The 17921-nt window shown below is 63.3% G+C and carries 15 protein-coding genes; 1 reads left to right on the forward strand and 14 read right to left on the reverse strand.

The window, feature by feature from the left end:
- Positions 1 to 155 precede the first annotated feature (155 nt).
- From ybaK to ODJ80_RS01975, 4 genes are read right to left on the reverse strand one after another with little or no spacing between them, the layout of a single operon-like run.
- Positions 156 to 644 carry a Cys-tRNA(Pro) deacylase gene (gene ybaK, locus ODJ80_RS01960; RefSeq protein ID WP_263040677.1) on the reverse strand — a complete coding sequence of 163 codons (489 nt, stop codon included), beginning with the start codon at positions 642 to 644 and terminating at the stop codon, positions 156 to 158.
- Positions 644 to 2416, reverse strand: a complete 1773-nt coding sequence (locus ODJ80_RS01965) for a S1C family serine protease (protein WP_263040678.1) — start codon at positions 2414 to 2416, stop codon at positions 644 to 646. Before ODJ80_RS01965 ends, ybaK begins: the two co-directional genes overlap by 1 nt.
- On the reverse strand, positions 2394 to 4013 hold the full coding sequence (locus ODJ80_RS01970; RefSeq protein ID WP_263040679.1) for a HAMP domain-containing sensor histidine kinase: 1620 nt from the start codon (positions 4011 to 4013) through the stop codon (positions 2394 to 2396). The genes ODJ80_RS01965 and ODJ80_RS01970 overlap by 23 nt, the downstream gene beginning before the upstream one ends.
- Positions 4010 to 4705: a response regulator transcription factor gene (locus ODJ80_RS01975; RefSeq protein WP_178863583.1), complete on the reverse strand. Its 696-nt coding sequence runs from the start codon at positions 4703 to 4705 to the stop codon at positions 4010 to 4012. The genes ODJ80_RS01970 and ODJ80_RS01975 overlap by 4 nt, the downstream gene beginning before the upstream one ends.
- A 383-nt stretch (positions 4706 to 5088) precedes the next feature.
- Here ODJ80_RS01975 and ODJ80_RS01980 point away from each other — a divergent pair, with 383 nt between their 5' ends.
- Entirely contained in the window at positions 5089 to 6579 is a 1491-nt protein-coding gene (locus ODJ80_RS01980) for a sodium:solute symporter family protein (RefSeq protein WP_442863879.1), read from the forward strand.
- Between the two features lie 30 nt (positions 6580 to 6609).
- Here the strand turns inward: ODJ80_RS01980 and ODJ80_RS01985 are convergent, their stop codons facing one another.
- The 10 genes from ODJ80_RS01985 to ODJ80_RS02030 form a co-directional block, all read right to left on the reverse strand.
- The gene (locus ODJ80_RS01985) at positions 6610 to 7197 is read right to left on the reverse strand and encodes a GNAT family N-acetyltransferase (protein ID WP_263040681.1); all 588 of its coding nucleotides are present in this window, start codon (positions 7195 to 7197) and stop codon (positions 6610 to 6612) included.
- Positions 7198 to 7250: 53 nt separating this feature from the next.
- Positions 7251 to 8132, reverse strand: coding sequence for a diacylglycerol/lipid kinase family protein (locus tag ODJ80_RS01990; RefSeq protein ID WP_263040682.1), 882 nt, complete (start codon positions 8130 to 8132; stop codon positions 7251 to 7253).
- 5 nt (positions 8133 to 8137) lie between these two features.
- Positions 8138 to 8752, reverse strand: a complete 615-nt coding sequence (locus ODJ80_RS01995) for a cytidylate kinase-like family protein (RefSeq protein WP_263040683.1) — start codon at positions 8750 to 8752, stop codon at positions 8138 to 8140.
- 14 nt (positions 8753 to 8766) lie between these two features.
- Positions 8767 to 10626, reverse strand: coding sequence for an ABC transporter ATP-binding protein (locus tag ODJ80_RS02000; protein ID WP_263040684.1), 1860 nt, complete (start codon positions 10624 to 10626; stop codon positions 8767 to 8769).
- Positions 10623 to 13346, reverse strand: coding sequence for an ABC transporter transmembrane domain-containing protein (locus ODJ80_RS02005; protein ID WP_263040685.1), 2724 nt, complete (start codon positions 13344 to 13346; stop codon positions 10623 to 10625). Before ODJ80_RS02005 ends, ODJ80_RS02000 begins: the two co-directional genes overlap by 4 nt.
- A 7-nt stretch (positions 13347 to 13353) precedes the next feature.
- On the reverse strand, positions 13354 to 13833 hold the full coding sequence (locus tag ODJ80_RS02010) for a MarR family winged helix-turn-helix transcriptional regulator (protein ID WP_263040686.1): 480 nt from the start codon (positions 13831 to 13833) through the stop codon (positions 13354 to 13356).
- Positions 13834 to 14048: 215 nt separating this feature from the next.
- Complete coding sequence (locus ODJ80_RS02015; RefSeq protein WP_263040687.1) at positions 14049 to 14561, reverse strand: GNAT family N-acetyltransferase; 513 nt, start codon at positions 14559 to 14561, stop codon at positions 14049 to 14051.
- Positions 14558 to 15862 (reverse strand): glycoside hydrolase family 27 protein, encoded by a 1305-nt coding sequence (locus tag ODJ80_RS02020; RefSeq protein ID WP_263040688.1) that lies wholly within the window; start codon positions 15860 to 15862, stop codon positions 14558 to 14560. Before ODJ80_RS02020 ends, ODJ80_RS02015 begins: the two co-directional genes overlap by 4 nt.
- A complete protein-coding gene (locus tag ODJ80_RS02025; RefSeq protein ID WP_263040689.1) occupies positions 15859 to 16962 on the reverse strand; it encodes a GntR family transcriptional regulator in 1104 nt (367 codons plus the stop codon). The genes ODJ80_RS02020 and ODJ80_RS02025 overlap by 4 nt, the downstream gene beginning before the upstream one ends.
- A gap of 173 nt (positions 16963 to 17135) precedes the next feature.
- A complete protein-coding gene (locus ODJ80_RS02030; protein WP_317619848.1) occupies positions 17136 to 17558 on the reverse strand; it encodes an acyl-CoA thioesterase in 423 nt (140 codons plus the stop codon).
- Positions 17559 to 17921: the final 363 nt, after the last annotated feature.

Genomic DNA, 17921 nt, shown 5'->3' on the forward strand with positions numbered 1-17921 from the left:
CAAGCCTATCGCCCTTGCGGGCGCGTGCGGCTTTCGCTCCTGGTTTTCTTTTTCGGCTGCGCCGGTTTAAGGCCGTGGAGCTCTGCTCCACACCTCGCAAACTTTTTGAAAAAAGTTTGACCAAAAACTTTTACGCTCGCTTCGCCCGGCGCTCTTCAGTCTTTTGCCAGCACATCGCCCCACTGGGCATTGGCCGCTTTCGCCAGGTCCCCCGGGGCCAGCTTCAGCTGCAAGCCCCGCCTGCCGCCGCTGACGTAAATAAATGGCTTCTCCCGCAGGCTTTGCTCCACCACCGTGGGGAACTGCTTCTTCATCCCCAGGGCCGTGCACCCGCCCCGGATGTACCCGGTGACGGCCAGCAGGTCCTTGACGTGGAGCATCTCCAGGGACTTCTCCCCCACCAGGGCCGCCGCCTTTTTCCGGTCCAGCTCCCCGCTCACCGGCAGCACGAACACATAGTGCCCGCCGCTTTTCCCCACGGTGACCAGGGTTTTGCACACGTCCGCCGGGTCCAGGCCCAGCTGGCGGGCCACATCCTCCCCGCCGGAGAACTCCTGGCAGGGGTAGGCGTGGGCCTCATAGGGAATTTTCATCCGGTCCAAAAGCCGCAAGGCATTGGTCTTTTCCACTTTTTCCTTGGCCATTACTTCTGGGTCTCCCCCTTGTCCTCCAGCAGGGTGATGGTCACTTCCAGCTCTTCCCCGCCCTGCAGGCTGTTTTCTGGCAGACGGTACAGGGTGACGGTGATCTCATCCCCGGGGCTGTAGCGCAGCAGCAGGTTGGAGATGTCCTGCAAATCCTCCACAGGTTCCCCGTCGATGGCGGTGATGATATCGTTTACCTGGGCCTCTGTCCCGGCAAAGGAGCTGTCCTCGTCGATAGAGGCGATCATAAAGCCCCGGGGCACCCCGTAGAAGGAGGCCTCTGCCTCGCCCAGGTCATAGCCGCTGATGCCCAGCCGCACCCGGCCCTCCACATAGCCGCCGGAGAGCAGCTGGTCGATGATATCCTTGGCTTTACTGACCGGGATGGCAAAGCCCATGCCCTCATAGCCGTCTGTGATGATCTTGGAGGAGTTGATGCCCACCACCTGGCCATACATGTTCACCAGGGGGCCGCCGGAATTGCCCGGGTTGATGGCGGCGTCCGTCTGGATATAGGTCATGCCCTCTTCGCTGTAGCGCTCCACCGCCCGGTCCAGGCCGGAGACAATGCCCCGGGTGAGGGAGCTGGCGAACCGCTCGCCGCCGGGGTTGCCAATGGCCACCACCCACTCCCCAATGGTGAGCTGGTCCGAGTCCCCAAACTCCGCCGGGGTAAAGCCGTAGTCGTTGGTCTTGATGACCGCCAGGTCCGTGGTGCGGTCCATGCCCACCACCACCGCGTCGTACTGCTGGCCGTCATAGGTGGTCACGGTGACCAGCACGCTCTTGGTGTTCAGCACCACATGGGCGTTGGTGATGATATACCCGTCGGAAGTGGCGATGATGCCCGTGCCGGAGCTGTCGGTCTCCTCCCCAGTGCGGGAGACGGTGATGGCCACCGTGGACTGCACCACCCGGTTGTAGACCTCCTGGGCGTCCAGGGCATCGCCCTCCGGCTTCTCATGGATGGTGAGGCCCTCCTCGTTGGGGGTCACATCCACCTCGGGCAGTTCGATTTCGGCCTGGCTGGCGCTGCCGTCCTGGGACTCCCCAGGTTCCTCCTGGGAGCTGTCCGGCTGGCTCTCGCTGAAGGAGGGGAGCTCCTCCCCCGGCAGGCTGGCAGAGCTGCCGCCAGTTACCCCCGCATACACCGCAAAGGCAATGAACCCCACAATGGCGCCCGCCGCCAGGGCGGAGGCCAGCCACAGGAACACCTTCAGCCCCAGGCCCATTTTCTTCCGGGGCGGCTGGGAGGCGGGCTGGGCTGGGCCCTGGGCAGGCATGGGATACCACCCCATGGGGGGCTGTCCCGCTGAGGGAGGCCCCTGGGGCGGCACAGCCCCCGGCGCGTTCTGGGGCCAGGGGGCCTGCTGCCACATCCCCTGGGGATAGGCCGGCTGGCCCCAGCCCTGCTGGGGAGGCATGCCGTATCCATAGCCCACCGGGCCATAGGGCCCATAATACCCCGGCTGGGGCGGCGGCACGGGCTGGGCGGGCTGCTGGGCTTCCGCGGGGGCTTCCTGCCGGGGGAGGTCTGGCTCCTGCACATCGGGAACAGGGGCCTCTGCCGGTTGGGGCGGGGCAGGCTGCTCCTCTTCCTCAACCGGCGGGGAAGAGGCCTGGGGGGCCTCCTCTGGGGCCGGGGTACCCTCTTCCGAAGGGGCTGCCTCGGGGGCAGGCTCCGTTCCCCGCTCTTCCGCCTCCTCCAGGGGAAGGCCCGAAGCCTCGGCCTCTTCTGGGGTGGGCATATCATTCTTCTGGTCGTCCGTCATCTTCCTTGCTCCTTTCAGGCTCCTGCTGTTCCTGCCGGGCCTCCTTTTTCCCTTTTTCCTTTCCCTTCCCCCGGGGGGCGCTCTCCTTCAGCTTGAAGGAGCCGGTGTCCTTCAGCTTGGGGGCCTCCTGGGGCTTGGGGATGTAAAACTCGAACCGGCAGAACTGACCCACCGCCGAGCTGACGGCAATGTCCCCGCCGTGGAATTTCAAAATGGTGCGCACCAGGTAGAGCCCCAGCCCCATGCCGTTCTTATCCCGGCTGCGGGACTTATCCGTCTTGTAAAACCGCTCGAAGATCATGGGCAGGTCCTCGGGGGCAATGCCCGGGCCGCTGTTTTCAATGACCACCGTGGTGCGGTCGATGCTGTCGCTGACCTGCACGGCGATATAGCCCCCCTCGTTGGTGAACTTCACCGCGTTCTCAATCAGGTTGTACACCACCTGATGCAGCAGGTCCTGGTCGCCCCACACCTCTTGGGGGGCGGCTTCCTCCAGGCCCCGAATCTCAATCCCCTTCTCGTCGATCTTCTGCTCAAAGGTCAGCAGGGTGGTCACCACCGTGTTGGTGATGTCGAACCGGGAGGGGTGCAGCTTCATTTCCCCGCTGTCGATGCGGGACAGGTCCAGCATGGATTTCACCAAGCGGGAAAGCCGCTTCACCTCATCCGAGACAATGTGCAGGTACTTGCTCTCCTGTTCCTTGGGGATGGTGCCGTCCAAAATGCCGTCGATAAACCCGGCAATGGTGGTCATCGGGGTTTTCAGCTCGTGGCTGACGTTGGCGATAAAGCTGCGGCGGGTCCCCTCTGAGTTGGAGAGGGAGTTGGCCATATTGTTGAAGGAGACCGCCAGCTGGCCCAGCTCGTCTGAGCTGGTGACAGGCACCCGCACGGAAAAATCCCCGCTGCCAAAGCTGCGGGCGGCAGCGCTCATCTGCCGCAGGGGCTTTACCAGCCGGAATGCGAACACCCCCACCACGCAGAAGGTGATGGCCAAGGCCGCGACCGCCGCCACCAAGAACATCTGCAGCGCCTCCCCCTCGAAAGCGTTCACCGAGGCGGCGCTGGTGGCGGCGAACACCGTGCCCACGCACTGGCCCTCGCTGGTGTACATGGGCACCCCTATGATATAAGAGGGACTTTGGTACAGCCCGCCAAAGGTGCCCCGGCCCTCATAGCCGCTTTGGGCGGCGGCCGCCACCGTCTGCTTGGGGACGGTCTGGGGGTCGGTGAGCTTGCTGTTGGCGTAGTTCCCCAGCAGGATGTTCCCCTCTAAATCCGTGATGAAGATATCGGCGTCGATGCTGGTGGAAAAGGTGGCGATAAAGCCTTTGAGCACATTGGTTTCCAACTGATAGCTGTCCTCGCCGCTTTTGGTGAGGAACACGCTGGACACATCGGCAATGGAATTGGCGTTTTTCAGCAGCAGGTCCTTTTTCTCTCCCCGCCAATACTGGGCAAAAAAGGCCATCATCACCGTGCCCAGCATGATAAAGCTGAGCACCACAATGCCCATGGTAATGCCCAGATAGCGGGTGAAAATGCTCTTCTGGATGGCGCCCACCCGCTCCCGCCGCTGAAACCGGGGAGCGCTCACTCCTTCACCTCAAACTTGTAGCCCACGCCCCACACGGTCTTCAGGGCCCACTTGTCCGAGGCGCCCTCCAGCTTTTCCCGCAGGCGCTTCACATGGACGTCCACGGTGCGGCTGTCGCCGTAATAGTCGAAGCCCCACACCTCGTCCAGCAGCTGGTCCCGGGTGAACACCCGGTTGGGGTTGGAGGCCAGGTGGTAAATCAGCTCCATCTCCTTGGGGGGCGTGTCCACCTGCACGCCCTTCACCTTCAGCTCGTAGTTGGTCAGGTTGATGGACAGGTTCTCATAGTGGACCTCTTTATTCTCGCTCTTGTCCTCGCTCTGCTTGCCGCTGCGGCGCAGCACCGCCCCAATGCGGGCGATGACCTCCTTGGTCTCAAAGGGCTTGACCACATAGTCGTCGGCCCCCAGCTCCAGGCCCAGCACCTTGTCGAACACCTCGCCCTTGGCGGTGAGCATGATGATGGGGCAGGAGGACTTTTTCCGGATCTCCCGGCACACCTGCCAGCCGTCCAGGCCGGGCAGCATGATGTCCAGCAGCAGCAGGTCCGGGCCGAAGGAGTCGAACATTTTCAGGGCCGTCTCGCCGTCGTTGGCGATGGACGCCTCATAGCCCTCTTTTTCGATGTAAAGCCGCAAAAGCTCGCAGATATTGGTATCGTCATCCACAATCAGGATCCTTCCAGATGCCATGGTGGAACCCTCCCTTTCCAAATATTGATCGAAAACAGGTATGAACTTCCAATTCTAATTTATTGTACCCGTAATCTGTGGCAAAAGCAAGAAAAAGCCGTGAAGAAACTGTGAAAGCGGGGCCCAGCCCCACGGCGCGCCCCCCATGGGCGCAAAGGCGTTTCCCCCAAACGCCGCGGACCGCCGGCGGAGAAACCGGTTTTCCCCATCCCCGCGCTCCGCTGGGGAAAAATCCACAGAAATGCAGGCACATTTTTGGGAAAACGCCCCGGAAAAACCCCTTGCCTTTTTCCCGCGGGTATGCTACAATCATTTCACTTTAATGCGCCTATGCTTTAAAGCATACTAGCTTTAAAGTTAAAAAGCAAAAGGATGTGGGGACATTGAGCAAGGAAGTGACCATTTGGGTTGTCATTGGGGTGTACGCCCTGTTCATGCTGGGCGTGGGTGTTTGGTACTCCCGCAAGGGCACGGACATGGCGGGCTTTACGGTGGGGGGCCGCAGCGCCGGGGCGTGGATTTCCGCTCTCTCCTACGGCACAGCCTACTTCTCCGCCGTGATGTTCATTGGCTACTCGGGGGGCTCTGGGTGGAGCTACGGCCTGTGGAGCGTGCTGGTGGGCGTGGGAAACGCGGTGTTCGGCACCCTGCTGGCCTGGCTGGTGCTGGCCAACCGCACCCGGGACCTGACCCGCCGCCACGATGTGAAATCCATGCCCCAGCTGTTTGAAAAGCGCTTCCAAAGCCCGGGCATGCGGCTGTTTGCCTGCGTGGTCATCTTTGTGTTCCTCATCCCCTACTCGGCCTCGGTGTACAAGGGCCTTACCAGCGTGTGCTCGGTGATCCTGGGCATCGACGAGACGGTGTGCATGCTCATCATCGCCATTGCCTCGGCGGTGGTGCTGGTGCTGGGGGGCTACATGGCCACCCTGAAGGCGGACTTCGTCCAGGGATTCATCATGATGGTGGGCGTAGCGGCCCTGATTGTGCTGGTGGTGCAGTCCCCCCAGGTGGGCGGGCTTTCCCAGGGCTTCTCCAACATGGTGGACTACATGGAGAGCCACCAGATGTCCCCCCTGCCGGGGAACTCCGCCCTGGCCCTGGTCTCCACCGTGCTGATGACCAGCTTTGGCACTTGGGGGCTGCCTCAGATGGTGCACAAGTACTACGGCATCCGGGACAAGCGGGAGGTGAGCCGGGGGGTTATCATCTCCACCTTCTTCTCCCTGCTGGTGGCGGGGGGCGGTTACTTCATCGGGTCCTTCTCCCACCTGTTCTTTGGGGAGGACCTGCCCCAAGGCGGCACGGACTACATTGTCCCCCTGATGCTCAATTCCGCCGGGCTGCCCAACCTGCTTATCGGCGTCATTTTGGTGCTGCTGATTTCCGCCTCGGTATCCACCCTTTCCAGCATCACCCTGACGGCCTGCTCCACCGTCTCCATGGACTTGATTAAGGCCAGCTGGCTCAAGGGCCTGGGGGAGCGGACCCTGGCCACTGTCACCCGGCTTTTGTGCCTGGCCTTTGTGGTACTCAGCTACCTCATCGCCAACTACCCCACCCCTATTTTGGAGATGATGTCCTACTCCTGGGGTATCCTCTCCGGGGCGTTTCTGGCGCCCTACGTCCTCACCCTGTACTGGAAAGGCGTCAACCGCGCCGGGGCCTGGGCGGGGATGCTGGGGGGCTTTCTCACTGCCTTTGTGCCGGCGGCGGCCTCGGGCTTCACCACCCCCAACGGGCCGCTGTACGCCTGCCTGGCCATGCTGGTGTCCTTCCTGCTGTGCCTGGGGGTCAGCCCCCTGGCCCGCAAGCGCGGCTGGAAAGCCGGGGCCGCCAACCCCGCCTTTTACGAAAAAACGGAAAACGCATGAAAAAAGGGAGAGCCGCGGCTCTCCCTTTTTTTACAGCTCTGCCTCCACAAAGTGCTCCGGAAACCTGTCCCAATAGCCCCGATAGACCCGGGCGCTGTCCCCGTCCAGGTTCAGCTGGTACAGGCGGAACACCACAGAGATGTCCTTGGGCTGCCACTGCTCCCGGTAGGAGTAGCGGTACACCATGCCCAGCTTCTGCATCACCCGGCCGCTGCGGGGGTTCTCCCGGTCGTGGGTAGCGGTGACAAAGGGCACGCCGTCCCGCTCCATCTGGGCCAGCACCGCCCGGGCGGCTTCTGTGACAATGCCCCGGCCCCAGAACTCTTTGCGCAGGCCGTAGCCAAAGTCCCGGGCGCCCTCTGTCTCCCCGTTGATATAGCCGATGGGCACGTTGTCCTCTTTGCGGCAGATGGCGTAGGCGTAGCCCTGGGCCTTGGCGTACACAGGGGCATAGCGCTCTTTGTAAAAGGCCAGGGCCTCTTCCAGGCTCTTCACCGGGAACCAGGGCAGGAAACGGTTGGCTTCCCCGTCGGAAAAAATGCGGAACAGGGCCTCCCGGTCCGCCTCTGTGAAGCGCCGCAGGATGAGGCGTTGGGTCTCCAGTTGAGGGGTATTCATACATCCGCTCCTTTCCGCCCCGCCGGGCGGGGCGCTTTCTTCCATGACAGCGATTACAGCATGAGCTCCAGCACTTGGGGAAGGGCTTCCACCTGGATGCTCTCCCCGCCGGGGACGTACTCCCCGTCCAGGGACCAGGGGAAGGGCTCCGGGCAGGTGAACACCGCCCGCCTCACCGGCTGCTGGATGACCAGGTCCCCGTCGTATTTGCACTGGTGGAGCATGCGCACCGCCTGGCCCAGCTCCACCGGGTTTTTGGGCATGCGCACCAGGGTCAGCTCCAGCAGGCCGTCATCCAGGCGGACCGTCTCCGGGTCCAGCTTGACCACGCCCCCCACGGACAGGGTGTTGGTCACCGCGCCGAAGAGGAACTCCCCCTCACAGCGGACGTCCCCAGCCTCCACCCGAAGGGACTGGGGCCGCAGGGAGGGCAGCTCCCGCACGCTTTCCAGTACATAGGCCAGGTGGCCCAAGGCCGCCTTCACCCGGGGCTCTGCCTTGTAAGAGGACTGGGTGAACGCCCCGAAGGACGCCACATACAGGAACGCCCTGTCCCCAAAGCGGCCCAGGTCCAGCCGGTGGGCGCTGCCGTGAAGGATCTGCTCCGCCGCCCGGGCCGGCTCTTTCGGCAGCCCCAGGGAGCGGGCGAAGTCGTTGGTGGTGCCCAGGGGCACATAGCCCAGGGGGATCTTGACGTCCAGCCTTCCCAGGCAGTTGATGCCGTGGCTCAAGGTGCCATCACCCCCGCAGAAAACCAGCAGGTCCGGCTGGGCGGCGGCCGCCTGTTCCAAAAAGGCCTCCCCCTCCTGGGGGGACTCGGTATAGGCCAAGCGGGTGCGGGCGCCGCCCAGGGCAAACACCCGGCGGATCTGCTCCCCGTTCTGCCGGGCCCGCTGCCGGCCCGCGTGGGTGTTCACCAGAATCCAGGCTTCCATTGGGCTCAACCTCTGCTGCGGAGGACCACATCCTCCAGGATCTTGGCGCAGAACTCCGCCCCCAGCAGGCCGCTGTCCAGCACCAGGTGGTAGCCGTCCCGCTCCCGCCAAGAGCCGCCCGTGTTCACATGGTAGAAGTGGGAGCGCCGGTGGTCAAACCGGTGCAGGGTGGAGGCCGCGTGATCCCCGGGAATGCCGTACTCCTCCCGGGCCCGGCGCAGGCGCTCTTCCCGGCTGGCGTGGATAAACACGTTCAGCACATCTCCCCGCTCCCGCAGCACCCAGCCCGCGCACCGGCCCACCAGCACGCAGGGCCCCTGCTGGGCCAGCCTTTGGATAATCTCCCCTTCCAGCACGTTGAGCTGGTCTGTGCGGGAGATCTCTGGCAGCTGGCCCAGGGAGGTCTTCCCCATGGCCACCAGGGAGTAGAGCAGGGAGTTGGTGTCCGTCTCCTCCAGCTGCTCAATATACTCTGGGGTGGTGCCGCTTTCCCGGGCGGCAATCTCCAGAATCTCCCGGCCGTAGACCGGGACGCCCAGGGCCTTGCCCAGCAGCCTGCCCACCTGGGTGCCGCCGCTGGCGTATTCTCTTTCAATGGTGACAATTTGGAACGCTTTCATCCCGATCCTCCCTTTCAGCCGGCCTGTTCTTCCTTAGAGGCTTCAAACTGGCTGTTGTACAGCTCTGCGTAGAAGCCGTTCTTCTCCATCAGCTCTTGGTGGGTGCCCTGCTCCACAATGTCCCCGTCCTTCAGGCAGAGGATCAGGTCCGCCTCTCGGATGGTGGACAGCCGGTGGGCGATGATAAAGCTGGTGCGGCCCTTCATCAGGTTGTCCATGGCCTTTTGGATGAGCACCTCGGTGCGGGTGTCCACCGAGCTGGTGGCCTCGTCCAAGATCATCACCTTGGAGTCCGCCAGCACTGCCCGGGCAATGGTCAAAAGCTGCTTCTGCCCCTGGGACACATTGCTGGCCTCCTCGTTGAGCTCCATCTGGTAGCCCCCCGGCAGGGTGCGGATGAAGTGGTCCGCCTGGGCGGTCTTGGCGGCCTGCACCACCTCCTCGTCGGTGGCGGTGAGCTTGCCGTAGCGGATGTTCTCCAGAATGCTGCCGCTGTACAGCCAGGCGTCCTGCAGCACCATGCCGAACTGGCTGCGCAAATCCGTGCGGGAGAAGTCGGTGATGGGGTGGCCGTCCAGGGTGATCTGCCCGCCCTTCAGGTCGTGGAAGCGCATGAGGAGCTTGACCATGGTGGTCTTGCCCGCGCCGGTAGGCCCCACAATGGCCACCTTCTGCCCGGCTTTCACCGTGGCGGAAAAGTCCCGGATGACCAGGTCCTCGCTGTCCTCATAGCCAAACTGCACGTGGTCGAAAACGATGTCTCCCCGCAGGTCCAGGTCCTTAGTCTGGAGCTTGGGCGCCTCCTCCGGTTCCTCGGCCTCGCCCAGGAACTGGAAAATCCGCTCGGCGGCGGCCACGGTCATCTGCAGCTGGTTAGAGATGTTGGCCAGCTGGTTAATGGGCTGGGTAAAGCTGCGCACATACTGGATGAACGCCTGGATGCCGCCGATGGTCATGGTGCCGCCAGCAGCCATAGAGGCCCCCACCATGCAGATGACCACATAGCCCAGGTTGCCCACAAAGTTCATCACGGGCATCATCAGGCCCGAGAGGAACTGGGACTTCCAGCCCGCGTTATAGAGCTTTTCATTCTCCCGCTCGAAGGCCTCCACCGCCTTCTCCTCCCGGCCAAAGGCCTTGACGATCAGGTGGCCGCCGTACATCTCCTCCACCTGGCCGTTGACAGTGCCCAGGTACTTCTGCTGGTTTTTAAAGTGCTTTTGGGAGAACTTGACGATGACCATGACAAAGGCCAGGGAAACCGGGATGATGCACAGGGCCACCAGGGTCAGCTGCCAGCTGATGGAGAGCATCATGATGAGCACGCCCACCAGGGTGCACACCGAGGTGATCAGCTGGGTGATGCTCTGGTTCAGGGAATTTGTCAGGGTGTCCACATCGTTGGTAATGCGGGAGAGCACGTCCCCCTGGCTCACCCTGTGGAAATAGGACAGGGGCAGCTTGTTGATCTTCTTCTCAATGGCGTCCCGCAGGCCGTAGGAAACGTCCGCGGAGACCCCGGCCATGATGAAGCCCTGGGCGTAGGAGAACCCGGCGCTGAGCAGGTAAATGCCCCCCAGCACCAGCAGCACCACGCCGATGTAGCCGAAGTCGATGCCGCCGGCCTCGCCGGTGACCATGCGCATCAGGCCCGCCGCCAGCTCGTCGGTGGCCTTGGCCAGCACCTTGGGCCCGGCGATGGAGAACACCGTGGAGGCCGCCGCGAACACCATGACGAAGATCATGGGGACCCAGAAGGGGCGCAGGTAGGCCAGCAGCTTTTTGGAGCTTCCCTTGAAGTTCTTGGCTTTTTCCCCCGCCATAACGGGGCCGCGATGGGGGCCCCCGTGGGGGGCGCGTCTGGGCTCACTCATTCCAATTCCTCCTTTTGCAGCTGGCTTTCCGCAATCTCCCGGTACTCGGGGCAGGTCTTCAGCAGCTCTTGGTGGGTGCCCTTGCCCACCATGCGCCCCTGGTCCAGCACAATGATCTGCTGGGCGTGCATAATGGTGCTCACCCGCTGGGCCACCAACAGCACCGTGGCCTGGGCGGTATCCTTGGCCAGGGCCTTCCGCAGGGCGGCGTCGGTCTTAAAGTCCAGGGCGGAGAAGCTGTCGTCAAAGATATAGATGGGGGCCTTGCGGGTCAGGGCCCGGGCGATGGAGAGCCGCTGCCGCTGGCCGCCGGACACGTTGGTGCCCCCCTGGGAGATGGGGGACTGGACGCCCTCGTCCATCCCCTCCACAAAGCCCAGGGCCTGGGCGGTGGAGAGGGCCGCTTTCAGCTCTTCCTCATCCGCGTCCTCCTTGCCGTAGCGCAGGTTCTCCGCCACCGTGCCGGAGAAGAGCATCCCTTTCTGGGGGGCGTAGCCGATCAGCTCCCGCAGCCGGTGCTGGGAGAGGCTGCGCACGTCCACCCCGTCAATGGTGATGGAGCCCTCGGTCACATCGTAGAACCGGGGGAGCAGGTTCACCAGGGTGGATTTGCCCGAGCCCGTAGCCCCGATGAAGGCCGTGGTCTCCCCGGGCTTGGCCACAAAGGAGATATGCTCCAGCACATTGTGCTCCGCGCCGCCATAGCGGAAAGACACATCCTTAAATTCCACCAGGCCCTTGGGATTGGAGAGGGCCTCTGGCTTTTCGGGGTCCTGAATGGCCAGGGGCGCGTCCAGCACCTCTAGAATGCGCCCGGCGGACACGCTGGCCCGGGGCACCATAATGAACATCATGGCAATCATTAAAAAGGCGGAGATGATCTGCATGGCGTACTGGATGAATGCCATCATGTCGCCAATCTGCAGGGTGCTTTCGGCAATGGCGTGGCCGCCCACCCACACAATGAGGATGGAGAGCAGGTTCATCACAAACATCATGGCGGGGATCATGCCGCTCATCACCCGCTGGACAAACCGGGTGGTTTCCATCAGGTCCCGGTTGGCCTTGTCGAAGCGGCGCTCCTCATAGCCCTCGTTGCCAAAGGCCCGCACCACCATCATGCCGGAAAGGCCCTCCCGGCTGACCAGGTTCAACCGGTCGATGAGCTTTTGCAAAGATTTGAACTTGGGCAGGGCCACCGCCAGGGCCACGGCGATGAGCCCAATGAGCACCACCACTGCCGCCGCAATGAGCCAGCTGAGGGAAACGCTCTTCCCCACGGCGAAAATGATGCCGCCAATGCCCATGATGGGCGCGTAGCAGATCATCCGCACGCCCATGGTGATCAGCATTTGGATCTGCTGCACGTCGTTGGTGGTGCGAGTAATCAGAGAGGCGGTGGAGAACCGGTCGAACTCCCCATTGGAGAAACTCTCCACCTTGGCGAACAGGTCATGGCGCAGGCGGCGGCCCACCGTGGCGGCCATGCGGGCCGAGAAGAAGCCCACCAGCACCGTGGCGGCAACCCCCAGCAGGGCCACCCCCAGCATCTGCAGGCCCTTGTTCCAAATATAGCCGGACTGAAGGGCGTTCACGTCCACGCCCAGTTCCTGGTAAAACAGCCGCGCCAGGGTGACGCCCACCTGCCCCCCCAGCATGGAGTCGCTGGAAGCGGCCTGCTCCTGGGCCTGCTGAATGCTCTCCTGGGGCACATAGGAGAGCAGGGGGATCAGCTGGTAAAGCTGGTCCATGTCCACATTGTCCAAGCCCTGGGAAACGTCAAAGGAAGAGCCCGTGCCCTCCTGCTGGGAGGCGTCCTGCCCGGCAGAGGGGTTCTCCCCCTCCCCATCGCCCACCCAGCTGGAAGGCTCGCCGGTTTCCTGAGAGAGGCCGGCCTCCTCCTGAGAGGCGCTGGCGCCCTCTTGGCCATAAGCGGGCTGCTGGCTGTCATAAAGGGTGACCCCCTCTCCGGCGCGGGGCTGGGGCACCAAAGGCTGGCCGCCCTCCTCCTCGCCGGAAGAAAGGCCGCTGTCCATCCCCTCCTGGGAAAAGTCCTCATCCACGGCGCCCTCCATGCCGCTGGCCGCTTCCCCAAGCCCGGCCTCCGGCAGCTGGGAGGGCGCCTGGGCCTGGGCCAGCTGGGCCGCGGCCTGTTCCAGCTCGCCGCTCTCCCCCGCCTGCTGCAGGTACAGCAGCATGGCGTAGCTGGCCCGGCTGTAGGCGCTGTCCAGGGCGGCCTTAGCGTCCTGGGGCTCCTCCTGCTGGGAGGCCTCCTCCCCGGCGCTGTCCCCGGCCTGGCTGCTTGCAAGGCCGCTTTCCCCCAGCGCGCTCTCCGCCGCGCTGCTCCCGGCCTGGCTGTCTTCCGGAAGCTCTTCCCCGGCCAGGTCCTCCCGCAGCACGCAGATTGCCTCTTCCCGCGCCATGGGATACTCCTCCGACAGGCGCTGGGCCTCGCTGCTGCCGGGCTCGATGGTGTAATAGTTCTCCTCCAGCAGCTGGCGGTCCTCCTCTGAGGCGAAGGCCAAAAGCAGCTCCATCCCCTCTTGGCGCAGGGCCTCTGGGGCCCCTTCCTCAATCCCGCTCTGCTGGATGCCCACATTCACCATGTCGCTCATCAAGTTGGGCAGGCTTAGGTCGCACATGGCCTGGCCGAACAGCAGCACCAGGCACAGCAGCACAATGCCCACAAAAGGCTTGCCATAGCGGACAATCAGTTTCATTCCCGTTTCATCCTTTCGGTTCCTCCGGCTCGTCTGCCAAAGGGCATTCATTCAGGTTTCGCGTCAATTTTCCCACCATGGAGTAGAAGGCCTCCGCCTCCTCCCGGGTGATGCCGCGGCACAGCTGGGAAAAGAAGGCCTCTTTGGCCAGCACCAGCCGGTCCACTGTGGCCTGGGCCGGGGGCAGCAGCCGCAGCCGGGCCACCCGGCGGTCCCGGGCGTCGGGGCTGGCCTGCAGGTAGCCCCGCTTGAGAAGCAGGTCCACCGACTTGCTCACCAGGCTGCGGGGCATGCCCCGCTGGCGGCTGATGTCCCGGGCGGTGTCATAGCCTCCCTTGGCCAAAAACAGCAGCACCTCTATTTCATTTTGGGAGAGACCCTCGCTTTGGGCAGCCTCCCGCAGGGCGGCGCGCACGCTGCGCCGCACCCGCATCATCACCACCGCAAGGTTTTCCTCCAGCCTATCCGGCCCCCGCGTCTGCTCCACTGCCCGGGCCTCCTTTCTGCGCAATTCTGCAAAATTGTTTCTTTTTGAACTTTTTGTGCAAGGGAGATTATAGCACCCGCCCCAAAGGGCCGTCAACCGGCTGGGGCAGAATTTACGGTTTTTTCATATTTTTCCCCAAAGGGCGTGAAAAAAGCCCCGGCGTTTGCCAGGGCTGTTCCTTTATTTCCCTTCCAGGGCCCTTCCGTTCCCAGGGCTTACAGGGCCGGGCTTCCCGCCCTGCAAAGGCGCTTCTCCAACTCCAGCTCGTCCCGAAGGGGGATGCCCCCCTCTCCCACCAGGGGGAGAGAGGGTTTCAAGGTTTTCCGGGCCTCTGTCACAGCGTCCCGGTGCAAGGCCGCCAGGGAAAACCCCCGCCGCTGGTAAAAGGCCAGGGCGTGGGCGTTGTCGTTGGTGGTCACCAGCCACAGGCGCTTGCAGCCACACCGGCGGGCCAGCGCTTCCACGGCCCCCAACAGGGCGCTGCCCACGCCCCGGCCCTGCTCCAGGGCCTCCAGCAGGGCCACCTCCCACTGGTCCCCCTCTGGGTGGTAGAGGAGGTATCCCACCAGCCTGTCCTCTTCCCCCACCCACAGGCCGGGCAGCTGGCGGGCGTCCAACAGCCTGCCCCGGCTGGCGATCAACGGGCCGCCCCAGTTTTCCCGCAGCAGGGGCTCCAGGGCCTGCCGCTGCGGGGCCGCCAAGGGCTGGGCCTGCCACACAGCGCTCACCGGCTCAGCTTGTAGACCGCCGCGCCGTGAGCAGGCAGGACAGCGGCCAGCTTCCCGTCCACCGTTCCCACATCCCGGTGGCTCCACAGCTCCCGGGCGGTGTAAGTTCCCTCCAGCTCCAGCTCCTCCCAGCAGGCGGAGACCTCCTTCTCCCCGTCGGACAGGTTGAACAGCGCCACATACACGCCGCCGTCCCGGGTGTCCACACTGCGCCAGGCGGCGGCCTTGTCCGTGCGGTACACCTGGTGGGCGCCTGTGCCGTAGCGGTGCATGTCCAAGATCTCCCGGTTGGTCAGCAGGGAGAGGGTGAACGCGTCGTTGTCCCGCATCTCGCCGCCCATGATGAGGGGGCTGCGGAAGATGCACCACAGGCTCATCATGGTGATCTGCTCTTCCTTCGTGAACTTGGTCCAGGTGCTCTCCTCTGAGAAGCCCTTCAAATGCAGCCGCAGGCGGCCGATGGGCAGCATGTCGCAGTCGGGCCAGCAGCCCGGGGAGACCTGGCGCTCCCACACCTCGCAGCGCCAGAACATCTCCAGCAGCAGGTCCCACTGGTCCCAGAAGTCGTCGGTGATGCGCCACATGTTGGCGTTCTGCCGCAGGTGCCACGCCTTATCAATGACCGCCGGCCCCGGGGACAGGGACAGCACCATGGGCCTGCCGCACTTGTCGATGGCCCTGCGGATCATCTCAATCTCCTTCTCGGCGGAGTAGGGGTTGTTGGGGTAGGCGTTGGTGTTGCAGATATCGTCCACCTTCACGTAGTCCACCCCCCAGGAGGCATACAGCTCAAAGAGGGAGTCATAGTAGGCCTGGGCCCCCTCCTTGCTGGCGTCGATGCCGTACATATCCGTGTTCCACCGGCAGACAGAGGCGTCCGAGGCGATCTTGTCGCAGGTGGTGTCCGTGCCCTTTACCGGCAGGTGCTGGTGCACCGCCAGCCGGGGCACGCCCCGCATGATGTGGATGCCGAACTTCAGCCCCATGCCGTGGATCTTCTCCGCGATGGGCCCAAAGCCCCTGCCCCCCGCGGCGGAGGGGAACCGCTCCACGGCGGGCAGCTGGCGGCCATACTCGTCCAAAGTCAGCCAGGCGAAGGGCACATAATAGGGGCTTACCTTCCCAGCGGTGGGCTCGCTCCACTGGATGTCGCAGCAGACGTATTCCCAGCCAAATTCCTTTAGGTGTTCGGCCATATACTGGGCGTTGCCCAGCAGCTGCTCCTCGTTGACCGAGGGGCCGTAGCAGTCCCAGCTGTTCCACCCCATGGGCGGGGTGAGGGCCACATGGTCCTTTTTCATGGGATCTTCCTCCCTTTCTTTTCCTTTTGCACAGAGTCCCGCTCCGCCAGGCCCCAGTCCAGCACCACGCTCTGCTCTTCCCGGCCGTTGATAAGCCCCAGCAGCTTGCGGGCCGCGCTGGCCCCCAGGTTCTCCTTGGGGTGGTCAAAAGAGGTGAGCCCCACCGTGGCAAAGGCCCCCAAGGGGCTGTTGTCAAAGCTGATGAGGGCCTTGTCCCCCGGCACCGTCAGCCCGTGGCTGTACAGCGCCTTTTCCAGCTTTACAGCCACTTCGTCGTTATAGCACACCACGGCGGTGCATTGGGAGAGGCGCTCCAGCACCCGGGTAATGCCCGGCTCCTCCTTCAAGAAAGTGTCCCGGCTGCCCGAGTCGAACCACAGCACCCACTGATCCTGCAGGGCCAGCCCGTGTTTTAAAAGGCCCCGGGTATAGCCGTCATACCGGCCCAGGCCCTGCATGTCATCGCTTTTAAAGATGCCGCCGATCTTCCGGTGGCCCCGGGCCACCAGGTACTCCACCGCCTGGAGCCCGCCGGCCCGGTCGTCCATGGTGACAGAGACGCAGCCCTCCAGCGCGGGGTAATAGCCGTTGAAAAACACCACGGGAATTCCCATCTCCCGCAGCTTCTCATACAGGGGCAGGTTGGGGTTGGGCAGGGCGCTTTTGGTGCCCTCCACAATCAGCCCGTCCACCTGCTTGTCAATGTACTCCTCCAGCATGCGGCGCTCGTTGTCCACCTGGTTTTTCGTGGCGGAAAGCAGGGGGAAAAACCCCTCTTCCGAAAGCTCCGCCTCAATGCCCCGCAGGATGGAGGGGAAGATGTACTCGCTGATATAGGTGGCCATCACCCCCACGTTCCAAGAGCGCTTGCGCCGGGGCTCGCCGCAGCGCACATAGGTGCCGCTGCCCTGCCTGCGCTCAATCAGCTGCTCCTGCTCCAGCAGGGAGAGGGCCTGGCGGACAGTCTGGCGGCTCATACCATACTCTTGGGCCATCTCGTTCTCCCCGGGAAGGCGCTGGCCCTTCTGGTAGGCTCCCCGCAGGATTTCCCGCTTCAGCCTTTCAAACAGCTGGGCGTATTTCGATCTGTACCGCATCATGCAGCCCCCTTTTCCCCGGACCTGGCCGGGCAAATTTGTACTTACATTTTACCGGATTTTCCCCGGCGCTGTCAAGGCGGCGCCCCGGGCAATTGCCGGAAATTCTTTCTCTCCCCTTCTCCCTCCTTCTCCCTCCCGCTGGACAGGCGCCTTGGGGCAGGGGCGTGCCGCCCTCAGCCCCCTGATACCGCGGCCTCCACTGTCTGGTGGTAAGCGGGGCAGGCCTTCTTCAGGGAAACGGGCCTGCCTTTCTCATTGATAAAACAGTGCTCGGTGCGCCCCTGGCAGCGCAGAGCCCCAGTAGCCTTGTCCCGCACCGCGTAGGAAAAGGCAATGCGGGTGCCAGTGTACCATTCCGCCCTTGTCTCGATGACCACCGTCTCCCCATAGCGGGACATGGTGCGGTACTCCGCCTCGGCCTTCAGCACGGGGCTCATCACGCCCAGGGCTTCCATCCTGTCATACCCAAAGCCGCCCTCGGCCATCAGCCAGGTGCGGGCCTCCTCAAACCAGCGGATGTAGTTGGAGTGATGCACGCAGCCCATGCGGTCCGTCTCGTAATACTGCACCACATGCTCATAAAACACAGCTTCCACAGAAAAAGCCTCCTTTGTTTTGCTCAGGGCCCTGCCCTTCCCCTGGTATTATAGCACCCCTCTTTCCGGGGGACAAGAGCGGGCCCTGCCCTCTGGCGGGCTGGGATTTCCAGGGGGTTTTTCCACAGGTTGCCTTGGGTGTGCGGTTGATTTTTCCGTCGAAAAATGCTACTATGGAATGGATATAAATTTTTGCAGGAAAGACCTTTTATAAATTCGAGAAATATTCTTAAAAACAGGAAGAAACTTTGTCCCGCTTTAGGAATATTGTATTGTACCCGGCCCCTTCGTTCCCCTTGGGGAAGGGGCGCCGGGCCAGCGGGAGCTGCTCCCGCTTTATGGGAAAGGATGGTCAAAAAATTT

The sequence above is a fragment of the Acutalibacter sp. LFL-21 genome, assembly GCF_025630755.1.
Classification (GTDB): domain Bacteria; phylum Bacillota; class Clostridia; order Oscillospirales; family Acutalibacteraceae; genus Acutalibacter; species Acutalibacter stercoravium.